The organism is Lysinibacillus sp. BS3 (assembly GCF_039614735.1).
Classification (GTDB): Bacteria; Bacillota; Bacilli; order Bacillales_A; family Planococcaceae; genus Lysinibacillus; species Lysinibacillus capsici.
The window spans coordinates 1,791,895-1,804,152 of the sequence record NZ_CP154860.1 but is presented as its reverse complement, the minus strand read 5'-3'; the positions used below and the strand labels follow the sequence as shown (position 1 = coordinate 1,804,152).

Below are 12,258 nucleotides of genomic sequence, written 5' to 3'. Positions count from 1 at the left end.
GGTGGGTTATGAGTGGATTTACAACAAATTGATAAATTTGCAAAAGATATTATTTTTGAAGCTGGGCGACGTATTCGAGAGGCTTTTTCGTATAATCTAGTAATTGAGACAAAATCAGGTGCAAATGACCTCGTTACCAATATTGATCGAGAGACGGAGTTATTCTTTATTGAGCAAATTAAAGCTTTTGATCCAACCCACAAAATTCTAGGGGAAGAAGGAATGGGCGAACAGGTTAAATCACTGGATGGTGTAGTTTGGATTATTGATCCAATTGATGGAACGATGAATTTTGTTAAACAGCATCGCCATTTTATGATTTCAATCGGTATTTTTGTCAATGGCGTAGGAAAGTTAGGTTACATATTTGATGTCATGCGGGAGGATTTATTTAGTGCCATAGAGGGGCAAGGGGCATGGTATAATGATTCACCATTGCGTAAACTACAGTCTGTTACAATGGAGGAGTCTGTCATTGGCATAAATGCACATTGGGTCGCACCTAATCGACATATTCACCATGAAAAGGTGATAGATATGGTTCGTAAAGTTCGCGGTACACGGTCCTATGGCTCCGCAGCAATGGAAATTGCATTTGTTGTAAGTGGCAAATTAGATGCCTATGTCTCTATGCGTTTAGCACCATGGGATATTGCAGGAGGGACCATCATTGCTCAGGAAGTTGGAGCAGTTGCTACAAATCTACATGGTGAAGGCTTTGATTTCCTTCATCAGGATACATTTATTATTGCTAATCCCGCTATTCATAAAGAATTATTAGAAAAATATATAGTGCCATATGAATAAAAAGGAGCCGTCTATTTATTAGACAGCTCCTTTTTATGTTCTTTAAAGTAATCCTTGCGCACGTAGTTTACGCTTCATTTTAAAGGCTGTCATGAAAATGACACAAGTAGCCACAATACCAGCTATTACACCAAATACATTACTAGCTGCAACAGAGTAGCCGATAGAACACATTGCTAATACAGCTGCCAATGCATAGATGGCCATTACGATTTTTGCACGATTCATAGCCTAGCCTCCTATATAAAAAATTTGTCGATCAAATATATTTTTTAGAATGATGGAAATTCTAATAAGGACATTTCTATCCTTCTTGTGCTATAATATCACAGTTAAACATTCGAAAAAAGAATATGGAGTGGAATAATGACAAACTTACGTCAAGATCTTCGCAATATCGCAATTATCGCCCACGTTGACCATGGTAAAACTACTTTAGTCGACCAATTATTAAAACAATCAGGTACATTCCGTTCAAACGAACATGTTGAAGAACGTGCAATGGACTCTAATGATATTGAACGCGAACGTGGTATTACAATTTTAGCAAAAAATACTGCAGTAAACTATAACGGAACTCGTATTAACATCCTTGATACGCCTGGACACGCCGACTTCGGTGGTGAGGTAGAACGTATTTTAAAAATGGTAGATGGCGTTTTACTAGTTGTCGATGCGTATGAGGGTTGTATGCCGCAAACACGCTTTGTACTGAAAAAAGCGTTGGAACAAAAGTTAACACCGATTGTAGTTGTAAACAAAGTTGATAAAGATTCAGCTCGTCCTTTAGAAGTAGTAGATGAAGTATTAGAATTATTCATCGAGCTAGGCGCTGATGATGATCAATTAGATTTCCCTGTTGTGTATGCATCAGGTGTAAACGGTACAGCTTCTCTTGATGCTGATCCAGCAAAACAAGAAGAAAATATGCAATGTCTATTTGAAAAGGTAATTGAAGCAATTCCTGCACCAGTAGACAACTCAGCAGATCCATTACAATTCCAAGTGGCATTACTTGACTACAATGATTATGTTGGTCGTATTGGGATTGGACGCGTATTCCGCGGAACAATTGAAGTAGGGCAACAAGTTGCTTTAATGAAGTTAGATGGGACTGTGAAACAATTCCGTGTAACAAAACTATTTGGTTTCTTTGGTTTAAAACGTGAAGAAATCCAATCAGCAAAAGCTGGTGACTTAATTGCTGTTTCAGGTATGGAAGACATCAACGTTGGGGAAACAGTATGTCCGGTGGAACATCAAGAAGCTTTAACACCATTACGTATAGACGAGCCAACATTACAAATGACTTTCTTAGTGAATAATTCACCGTTTGCAGGTCGTGAAGGGAAATGGGTAACTGCTCGTAAAGTAGAAGAGCGTTTACGTTCACAACTTCAAACGGACGTATCTCTACGTGTAGAAGATACAGATTCACCAGATGCATGGACGGTTTCTGGACGTGGTGAGCTACATTTATCAATTCTTATTGAAAATATGCGCCGTGAAGGCTTTGAACTACAAGTATCAAAACCTCAAGTTATCATTCGTGAAATTGATGGTGTAAAATGTGAACCATTTGAACGTGTACAAATCGATGTTCCAGAGGAAAATGTAGGTTCGGTTATTGAATCGATTGGTACGCGTAAAGGTGAAATGTTGGATATGGTGAACAATGGCAATGGCCAAGTACGTTTAACATTCCTTGTTCCTGCCCGTGGTTTAATTGGATATACAACAGAATTCATGTCTATGACGAAAGGTTTTGGTATCATTAACCATACATTCGATTGTTACCAACCATATATTCCAGGCCGTATTGGTGGCCGTCACCAAGGTGTTCTTGTATCAATGGAAACTGGTAAATCGACAACTTATGGTATGATGCAAGTAGAGGACCGTGGTACACTATTTGTTGAGCCAGGTACTGAAATTTATGAAGGTATGATTGTTGGTGAAAATACACGTGATAATGATATCACTGTAAACATAACAAAAATGAAGCAAAAAACGAATGTTCGTTCTGCGACAAAAGATGCAACAAACGTTATTAAAAAGCCGCGTCTATTAACACTAGAAGAAGCATTAGAGTTCTTAAATGATGATGAGTATTTAGAAATCACTCCAGAATCTATTCGCCTTCGTAAACAAATTCTAGATAAAAATGAACGTGAAAGAATAGCGAAAAAACTAAAAAACGCTGAACAATAATTTTTTGCTTCCACGAAAGGAAGAGGAGTCTTGGATCTGAAGTCCGCTTTATTGGGTGAACTAAATGTTATTCAAGTTGCTGCACAGACAGGTACAGATGAAACAACACGAGTTTATGGGAGAATGGCTGGTATCACTAGATTTTTATATGAAAATTTACCAAGCTATGAAATAGCAGGTTATGTTGTATTTCTTCTTGTATTTGTACTTTCTGCCATTGTCTATAAACTAGGCTTTGCCAAGAAATTAAAGTTATCTCAAAATATTATTATTTATGCGTTCCTATTTTTAGGTTGTATCATGCTTACATTCTTCGCCCTATTCTTACCAATGATTGAAGGTCTTATTGTAGCGGCCTTAATTCTAATTGTCTATAAAACAAGACTATGGCGTGAAAAAAGAGAAGAGCAACAAGCTACCAATCAATAACAATTACGTACTTTATAATAAGAACTTTTTATCTGTTATAAACAGTCTTAGCGGTTTTAATGCTAAGGCTGTTTTTTTGTATGTTTCCCCCTGTAGTCAAGCTGAGGAAAACACCCACACTCTACACAAATTAAAAAATGATAGGCACCGAAATCTTCTTATGTGAATAAGTTAATGTCGATAGGCTTATTTTCAACACATCAAGGAGGAAAGGGAATGCGTTGGCTTACAAAAGGTTTATTATTAGGTGTCATTGCTTTGTTACTCCTTTCTTTGACGGCATGTAATAAAGCAGAGCTAGAAAAAGTCAAAGTAGGAGAAGTAACTCGTTCGATTTTCTATGCGCCTCAATATGTAGCACTTGAGAAAGGTTTCTTCGAGGAGGAGGGTCTTTCTGTTGAGCTACAAACGATTGCAGGTGGCGATAAAACGATGACGGCGTTACTGTCAGATGGAATTGATATAGCTTTAGTTGGGTCTGAGACGTCTATTTATGTCACTTTACAAGGTGCAAATGATCCCATTCAAAATTTTGCACAGTTAACACAAACGGATGGTACCTTTTTAGTGGCAAGAGATAAGATAGATAATTTTTCGTGGGATCAATTGAAGGGCTCAACGTTTTTGGGGCAACGTAAAGGTGGAATGCCACAAATGGCAGGTGAATTCGTGCTGAAAAAACATGGCATCGACCCTGTAAATGATTTAACGCTCATTCAAAATATTGATTTTGCCAACATTGCTACTGCTTTTGCATCAGGTACTGGTGACTATGTTCAATTATTTGAACCTACTGCGAGTGTCTTTGAGAAAGAAGGAAAGGGTTATATTGTAGCTTCGTTTGGAACGGAGTCTGGTAATCTTCCTTACACGTCCTTTATGGCCAAAAGTAGTTATTTAAAGGATGAAGCTTCAACTGTTCAAGCCTTTACAAATGCATTGAAACGAGCACAGGATTTTGTGCAAAATGAGAGTGCTGCTGAAGTAGCAAAAATTATTCAACCGTATTTTGAAAATGTGGATATAGAGATAATTGAAACGGTAATTGAGCGATATAAAGCACAAGGCTCTTATGCTACTGACCCAATCCTTGATGAAGGAGAGTGGGATAACTTGCAAACAATTATGGAGGAAGCAGGTGAACTTCCTCAACGAGTGGAGTATGAAAAACTTGTGAACACTACTTTTGCCAAAAAGGCTGCTGAGTAATATGGAATTTTTACAGCTGGAGAATATTCACCATAGTTATTTTTCAAGTACACAGGCAAAGGAAGTATTACGTGATATCAGTTTAGCCATTCATGAAGGAGAGTTTGTTTCGTTTATTGGGCCGAGTGGCTGCGGTAAAACCACATTATTATCAATTATTGCAGGATTATTCCCTGCCACTGAAGGCAATGTTTATATAGATGGTGAAAAGCTATCAGCAAGTAATCAATCAAGCATTGGCTATATGCTTCAGCAGGACTATTTATTTCCTTGGAAGACCATTGAAGAAAACGTCACAATAGGATTGAAAATAATGGAAAAAAGTCATAAAACACATAAAGTAACGGCCAATGCGTTATTACAGGAAGTAGGATTACCGCATGTGGGGAACAATTACCCTCGAGAATTATCAGGAGGTATGCGGCAACGTGTGGCCCTTGCTCGTACCTTAGCTGTAAATCCTAAAATTTTATTATTAGATGAACCATTTTCAGCGTTAGATTATCAGTCGAAATTAAAGCTTGAGGATTTAGTGGTGGAAACATTAAAAACTTATAAAAAGACTGCTATTCTTGTGACACATGATATTGGTGAAGCAATCGCAATGAGTGAGCGCGTAGTTCTATTTTCTGCAAACCCAGGGGCAGTTCACAAAGTGTTTGAAATACCTGAAGCCCTTAATGAACTATCACCTTTTGATGTAAGACAGCATCCAGCCTATGCAGATATTTTCCAAACTATTTGGAAGGAGCTGGAGAGCCTTGGATAATACATTATTTAAGCAATATCAGCAATTGTTAAAAAAAGAAAAACGCTATGTTCGAATATATCAGCTTATTATTTTACTGCTATTCTTTGGTGGATGGGAGCTGCTTTCAAGATTAGAATGGATTGATCGGTTAATTTTTAGCTCGCCAACTCATGTATGGCATACATTTATTGAGAAAGTCATTGACGGTTCTTTAACATTGCATGTGAGTGTTACATTAATGGAGACCGTAATTGGCTTTTTAGCGGGGACTTTATTAGGAACATTGATAGCTGTTGTCTTGTGGTGGTCCCCGTTACTATCAAAAGTACTCGATCCCTATCTAGTAATTTTAAACGCGATGCCAAAAGTTGCACTTGGTCCGATTTTGATTGTTGCACTCGGCCCAGGTTATTTTTCTATCATAGCTATGGGTGCATTAATATCCATCATTATAACAACGATTGTTGTATATACGGCATTTAAAGGTGTCGATCCGAATTATAGTAAGGTTTTACAAACCTTTGGAGCGACAAGATGGCAAATCTTTCGTGAGGTCATTTTGCCAGCCTCATTTCCTACAATCATTTCGACCTTGAAAGTGAATGTTGGCTTATCATGGGTAGGGGTTATTGTAGGGGAATTTTTAGTAGCTTCAAAAGGACTTGGTTATTTAATTATCTATGGCTTCCAAGTATTTAATTTTAACCTTGTCCTTATGTCACTTCTGATCATTGCCTTTTTTGCTACCATTATGTATCAAGTTGTAGAATTAGTTGAAAAAACGATTATTAAAAATAATGGATAGTATAAAAAAGAGGTGTCTCAAAATAGAGGCACCTCTTTTTAATCTGTTCTTTAGTTAAAATTCTTTATCCATCTGGGGTGAAGTACGATAAAAACGGAAATTGCCTGTTTCCATTCGTGCTACAGTATTTTCCGAAATGCGATCATGACAAATATCGCACATATAAGTATGAATTGGTCGATTACGCAATTTTTTTGCTAAAGGTAAATTATCATCTAAATTATGAATCGTATCGCAAATAACGCATTTAACGCGCATTGCATTCCCTCCTATTCAGCGCGAATGGCTGATACGTTTTTAATAGGATTGTCAATATTTGAACCGTCTCTTAGTAATACATGGATGGGACCGTCTTCTAAAAGAGGCTTACCGTCTTGGCTATATTTTAAAATAAGTGTATAAGCTTCTTCAATTGTAAAAGGATATTCTTCGCCATCTTTGCAAGTTAAGACGATTTTTGTCGCTTCTGGTTTAATTTCAGCATTCTTCAAGAAGTGACTTAATTCGATACCAAATGTACCTGTCTCCATTCCTTTACGGTCAAATTTCCTTTCTGATTTTAATGTAGGTGGGAATGTTGCTCCTTCCATAATTTCACGTGACCAGTGTGCTCCTACTTCACGCATATATTTGACGTCAGCATCTTCCTCAACATTTTGAGTAGTGAAGTAAGTGTTTAAATCTAATTTACGATCATCGAAAATCCACACAGTAGGATCTAATGTTAGTTGGTATGTGACTGCACCTGTGATAGGAATTATTGTTTCCATAATAGAAATCCTCCTCAAATCTTGTATATCCATGACATAGTATAACGCTAATGCCTAGAGATAATAAAGAAATATAATTCGAATTCTCTATTTTCCAATGAAGACACTTGCATTTTTATCGACTAAAAGATAAACTTTATTAAGATAGAATCGAAGAAATATCAGATAATGGGGGCGTCCTCATGGATACGAAATCACAAACTTCTTTTCAAGAGAAGGCTTTGGAGCTATTAGTTGCTGATGCAGATAAGATTGCTCGCCTTATTCGAGTACAAATGGATCATTTAACAATGCCACAATGCCCTTTATATGAGGAAGTATTAGATACACAAATGTTCGGTCTATCACGTGAAATTGACTTTGCTGTGAAGCTTGGATTGATTGAACGTGAAAAAGGCAAAGAAATTCTCGATTCACTCGAGAAGGAACTTTCTGTACTACACGACGCGTATACAGACAAATAAAAAGAAAAACTCAAACGCTTCTTTGCGCTTTGAGTTTTTTTACTAGAACGAGGTTTTCCAATGAGACAATACTTAAAACGCTATGCACAAAATTTTGATTATCCCTTATTTTTTACGGTCCTATTATTAAGTTTATTTGGGTTAATAATGATTTACAGTTCAAGTATGATGGTTGCTATTGTTCAAAAAGGTCAAGCACCTGATTATTTTTATCAAAAGCAAGTGACCAATTTAATGGTAGCATTTCTTGGCTTTATCATCACAGCATTTTTCCCATATAAACATTATGCGAATAAGAATATTATGTTATTGCTAACTGTTGTATTGGTTGTGTTATTTACATGGGTAAAAGTAGCAGGGAATGGGGCAGAAGAAGTAGGCTCTCAAAGTTGGATTGCTATCCCAGGTTTAGGGAATTTTCAACCTTCAGAGTATGCGAAACTATTTATAATTTTATATTTTGCAGCTGCTTTTTATCGAAAAGCGCAAAAATATACGTTTGAAAAGCTACAACCGACTGAAATTTTTTACCCAATTTTTCTATGGATTTTAGTGGTTGCTGGGGTAGCCTTTGAAACAGACTTAGGAGCAGTGATTATTCTATGTGGTATTGCCGTTTCAGTTGTAGCTTCAAGTGGTATTCCATTTAGAACATTTTGGAAATTTTTTGGTGTATTAGGTGCGTTTGGTACAGCAATTCTTGGTATTCTATGGATATTTAAGGGAGAGCTACTAACAGGAAATCGAAAAGGACGGATATTGTCTTACTTAAATCCATTTGAGTATGAGGATGGTAGTGGTCACCAAGTGGTGAATAGTTATTATGCCATTGGCGGAGGCGGCTTAGAAGGGCGGGGCCTTGGTCAATCCATTCAAAAATTAGGATATTTGCCTGAACCACAAACAGATTTTATTATGGCAATCATAATGGAAGAGTTAGGGATATGGGGCGTTTTGATTGTCTTATGTGGCTTGGGATTTATTGTATATAAAGGTTTTTCTATTGCATTGCGGACAAAAGATCCATTGGCACGCATGATTGCGGCTGGTATTGCGAGCTGGATAGGCTGGCAATCATTTATTAATCTTGGGGGTGTAACCGGGTTAATCCCGTTAACCGGTGTAACGTTACCTTTTATAAGCTATGGCGGTACATCTATAATCATTCTATCTTTAGCGATGGGAATATTGATCAATGTTTCTATGTTTGAAAAGGTAGAGAGGAAAAAAACACAATCATAAAGGGGGATACCTATGGAATCAATCAACAAAATTCTCGTAGCCAATCGAGGAGAAATTGCAATTCGTATTTTCCGTGCTTGTACGGAGCTGAATATCCAAACTGTTGCCATCTATTCAAGAGAAGATAGTGGTGCTTTTCATCGCTTTAAAGCAGATGAAGCTTATTTAGTGGGAGCTGGCAAGAAACCAATCGATGCTTATTTAGATATTGAAGGTATTATTGCCATCGCAAAAGATGCAGATGTTGATGCGATTCATCCAGGGTATGGTTTTTTATCAGAAAACGTGGAATTTGCACGTCGCTGTGAGGAAGAGGGCATTGTCTTTATCGGACCAACTTCTCAGCATTTAGATATGTTTGGAGATAAGGTCAAAGCACGTTCTCAAGCCATTGCGGCTGAGATTCCTGTTATTCCTGGTACAGATGGCCCAGTAGCCGATCTAGCAGAGGTAGAGACGTTTGCTAGCAATTATGGCTATCCAGTTATGATTAAGGCAGCACTTGGCGGTGGTGGTCGAGGGATGCGTCTAGTCCATACGCCAGAGGATCTTGCTTCCTCCTATGAAAGAGCAAAATCTGAGGCAAAGGCTGCTTTTGGTTCCGATGAAGTATATGTAGAAAAAGCAATCATAAAACCAAAACACATTGAAGTACAAATTATTGGCGATAAGCATGGCAATATTGTGCATTTATATGAGCGTGATTGCTCAATTCAGCGTCGACATCAAAAAGTGGTAGAAATTGCGCCATCTCATTCGATTTCACAAGAGTTAAGAAATCGTATTTGCGATGCTGCTGTGAAATTAATGAAGAATGTCTCGTACATAAATGCAGGGACAGTGGAATTTTTAGTCGCAGGAGACGATTTTTATTTCATCGAGGTAAACCCTCGCATTCAAGTAGAACATACAATTACAGAAATGATTACAGGTGTTGATATCGTCCATGCCCAAATTAAGGTAGCGGCAGGCTATGGACTTCACAGTGAAGAAATTCATATGCCAAAGCAAGAAGATATGCCAATGATTGGCTATGCCATTCAAGCACGTGTGACAACAGAAGACCCTGCAAATGACTTTATGCCAGATACAGGAAAGTTAATGGTTTACCGTTCAAGTGGTGGTTTTGGCGTGCGATTAGATGCTGGGAATGGCTTCCAGGGTGCTGTCGTTACACCATACTATGACTCTTTGTTGGTGAAAATTTCTACTTCGGGTATGAACTTTAAAGAAGCTGCTGCGAAAATGGATCGTAATTTAAAAGAATTCCGTATTCGTGGCGTTAAAACGAATATTCCGTTTTTAAATAATGTGGTGACTCATGAAAAGTTTTTATCAGGGGCCTTTGATACTAGCTTTATTGATACAACACCAGAGCTTTTCGAGTTCCCTGTGCGTAAAGACCGTGGAACAAAGCTGTTAAGCTATATTGGGAATGTGACCTTAAATGGCTTCCCTGGTGTAGAGAAGAAGTCAAAACCTATCTTTGTCCAGCCAAACCAACCTAAAATTGATCCTTTAATTGTACCACCAGCAGGTACAAAGCAGATTTTAGATACACAGGGAGCAGATGGCTTAGTGCAGTGGATTTTAGCACAGGAAGACGTACTACTAACAGATACTACATTCCGCGATGCTCACCAATCCCTGCTTGCAACACGTGTTCGTTCACAGGATATGTATCAAATTGCAGATGCAACAGCTCGCATGATGCATCAGTTATTCTCGCTGGAAATGTGGGGCGGTGCAACATTCGATGTAGCATATCGCTTCTTAAAAGAAGATCCATGGGAGCGGCTAGCGAAACTGCGTGAGCAAGTGCCGAATGTGTTATTCCAGATGTTACTGCGCGGAGCTAATGCTGTTGGTTATACAAACTATCCTGACAATCTAATCCGAGAATTTATCGCTGAATCGGCTTCATCAGGAATTGATGTATTCCGTATTTTCGATAGCTTAAATTGGATTAAAGGCATGGAAGTAGCGATAGATGCTGTGCGTCAATCAGGAAAAATTGCTGAAGCAGCCATCTGTTATACGGGGGATATCCTCGATGACAGTCGTGCGAAATATTCAGTGCAATACTATAAGGATATGGCGAAAGAGCTTGAAGCAGCTGGTGCCCATATTTTAGCGATTAAAGATATGGCTGGTTTATTGAAACCGGAAGCGGCGTACCGTTTAATTTCCGAGTTAAAAGAGACGACAAGTCTGCCAATCCACTTGCATACACATGATACTAGTGGCAATGGAATTTACTTATATGCTAAAGCGATAGAAGCAGGTGTTGATATTATTGATACAGCGCTTGGATCTATGGCAGGTCTAACATCTCAACCAAGTGCAAACTCCTTGTACTATGCAATGAAGGGCGGCAAACGTGAGGTACGAGCGGATATCGATGCATTAGAAAAATTATCGTACTACTGGGAAGATGTTCGTAAATACTATAAAGATTTTGAAAGTGGCATGATCAGCCCGCATTCTGAGATTTACGTACATGAGATGCCTGGTGGTCAGTATAGTAATTTACAGCAACAAGCAAAAGCTGTAGGGCTTGGTGATCGATGGGAAGAAGTGAAACGCATGTATTCCCGTGTAAATCTACTATTTGGTGATATTGTTAAAGTTACACCATCCTCCAAGGTAGTGGGTGATATGGCTTTATTTATGGTGCAAAATGATCTAGACGAAAATACAGTCTTAACAAGAGGGAAAACAATTGACTTCCCAGATTCTGTGATTGAATTCTTCCAAGGTTATCTTGGGCAGCCACATGGCGGTTTCCCAGAGGCATTACAACAAGTAGTGTTAAAAGATCGAGAAGCAATTACAGTTCGTCCAGGAGAATTATTAGAGCCTATTCAATTTGATCAATTAGAGGCTGTGCTAGAGGAAAAGTTAAATCGCCCAGTTACGAAAAAAGATGTACTGGCTTATGCACTTTATCCAAAAGTCTTTGAGGAATATGCGAAAACAGCAGAATCCTTTGGCAATATTTCAGTTCTTGACACACCGACATTCTTATATGGCTTAAAGCTTGGTGAAATTATTGAGGTCGAAATTGAAAAAGGTAAAACATTGATTATTAAACTCGTTTCAATCGGGGAACCACAACACAATGGAACACGTGTCCTTTACTTTGAGCTTAATGGTCAATCGCGTGAATTGGTGATTCAAGATATGACTGTTGAGGTTGATGGCAATTTAGCATTAAAAGCCGATCCAAGCAATCCAAACCAAATCGGTGCTACAATGCCAGGTACTGTGTTGAAAGTTGTTGTTTCTAAAGGTAGTCCTGTTAAACGTGGTGATCACCTGTTAATTACAGAAGCTATGAAAATGGAAACAACTGTCCAAGCACCTAAAGACGGCATTGTAAAAGAGGTATATGCAAGTGCAGGAGATGCCATTTCAACAGGGGATCTATTAATTGAAATTGAATAAATAGTCATGAAAAAAAGGTTATTAGATGCTTTTATTAGTATCTACATAACCTTTTTTATTGTGTTTAAGCGATAAATCATATAAAATCTGATTACTTAATCAGAAAAATGTTTGGTTAATCAA

12 protein-coding genes are annotated in these 12,258 nt (G+C 38.0%); 9 read left to right on the top strand and 3 right to left on the bottom strand.

The genetic code is table 11. The features are described 5' to 3' along the window. Positions 1–12 precede the first annotated feature (12 nt). Positions 13–807, top strand: coding sequence for an inositol monophosphatase family protein (locus tag AAJG31_RS09245; protein WP_004224769.1), 795 nt, complete (start codon positions 13–15; stop codon positions 805–807). Positions 808–849: 42 nt separating this feature from the next. On the opposite strand, the gene AAJG31_RS09240 is transcribed toward AAJG31_RS09245, so the two are convergent. Continuing rightward, the gene (locus AAJG31_RS09240) at positions 850–1,035 is read right to left on the bottom strand and encodes a DUF5325 family protein (protein ID WP_004224770.1); all 186 of its coding nucleotides are present in this window, start codon (positions 1,033–1,035) and stop codon (positions 850–852) included. A 138-nt stretch (positions 1,036–1,173) separates the two neighbouring features. Here AAJG31_RS09240 and typA point away from each other — a divergent pair, with 138 nt between their 5' ends. The 5 genes from typA to AAJG31_RS09215 all read left to right on the top strand — a co-directional run bounded on the left by typA (position 1,174) and on the right by AAJG31_RS09215 (position 6,212). Further along, positions 1,174–3,018: a translational GTPase TypA gene (typA, locus tag AAJG31_RS09235; protein WP_054549845.1), complete on the top strand. Its 1,845-nt coding sequence runs from the start codon at positions 1,174–1,176 to the stop codon at positions 3,016–3,018. Between the two features lie 30 nt (positions 3,019–3,048). After that, positions 3,049–3,447, top strand: a complete 399-nt coding sequence (locus AAJG31_RS09230) for a YlaH-like family protein (protein WP_004224772.1) — start codon at positions 3,049–3,051, stop codon at positions 3,445–3,447. Between the two features lie 216 nt (positions 3,448–3,663). Then, positions 3,664–4,656: an ABC transporter substrate-binding protein gene (locus tag AAJG31_RS09225; RefSeq protein ID WP_004224773.1), complete on the top strand. Its 993-nt coding sequence runs from the start codon at positions 3,664–3,666 to the stop codon at positions 4,654–4,656. 1 nt (position 4,657) lies between these two features. Next, complete coding sequence (locus AAJG31_RS09220; protein WP_279494079.1) at positions 4,658–5,425, top strand: ABC transporter ATP-binding protein; 768 nt, start codon at positions 4,658–4,660, stop codon at positions 5,423–5,425. After that, entirely contained in the window at positions 5,418–6,212 is a 795-nt protein-coding gene (locus AAJG31_RS09215) for an ABC transporter permease (protein ID WP_081010995.1), read from the top strand. Before AAJG31_RS09220 ends, AAJG31_RS09215 begins: the two co-directional genes overlap by 8 nt. A 54-nt stretch (positions 6,213–6,266) precedes the next feature. On the opposite strand, the gene AAJG31_RS09210 is transcribed toward AAJG31_RS09215, so the two are convergent. Both AAJG31_RS09210 and AAJG31_RS09205 read right to left on the bottom strand, forming a co-directional pair. Further along, complete coding sequence (locus AAJG31_RS09210) at positions 6,267–6,470, bottom strand: YlaI family protein (protein ID WP_048394712.1); 204 nt, start codon at positions 6,468–6,470, stop codon at positions 6,267–6,269. 11 nt (positions 6,471–6,481) lie between these two features. After that, the gene (locus tag AAJG31_RS09205) at positions 6,482–6,982 is read right to left on the bottom strand and encodes a hypothetical protein (protein ID WP_048394710.1); all 501 of its coding nucleotides are present in this window, start codon (positions 6,980–6,982) and stop codon (positions 6,482–6,484) included. A 182-nt stretch (positions 6,983–7,164) separates the two neighbouring features. Here AAJG31_RS09205 and AAJG31_RS09200 point away from each other — a divergent pair, with 182 nt between their 5' ends. Genes AAJG31_RS09200 through pyc form a run of 3 tightly spaced genes read left to right on the top strand, consistent with a single transcriptional unit; the run spans position 7,165 to position 12,135 of the window. Further along, positions 7,165–7,446 (top strand): YlaN family protein, encoded by a 282-nt coding sequence (locus tag AAJG31_RS09200; RefSeq protein WP_004224778.1) that lies wholly within the window; start codon positions 7,165–7,167, stop codon positions 7,444–7,446. Positions 7,447–7,506: 60 nt separating this feature from the next. Beyond that, positions 7,507–8,688 carry an FtsW/RodA/SpoVE family cell cycle protein gene (locus AAJG31_RS09195; protein WP_048394707.1) on the top strand — a complete coding sequence of 394 codons (1,182 nt, stop codon included), beginning with the start codon at positions 7,507–7,509 and terminating at the stop codon, positions 8,686–8,688. A gap of 12 nt (positions 8,689–8,700) precedes the next feature. Then, positions 8,701–12,135 (top strand): pyruvate carboxylase, encoded by a 3,435-nt coding sequence (pyc, locus tag AAJG31_RS09190; protein WP_048394705.1) that lies wholly within the window; start codon positions 8,701–8,703, stop codon positions 12,133–12,135. Positions 12,136–12,258 lie beyond the last annotated feature (123 nt).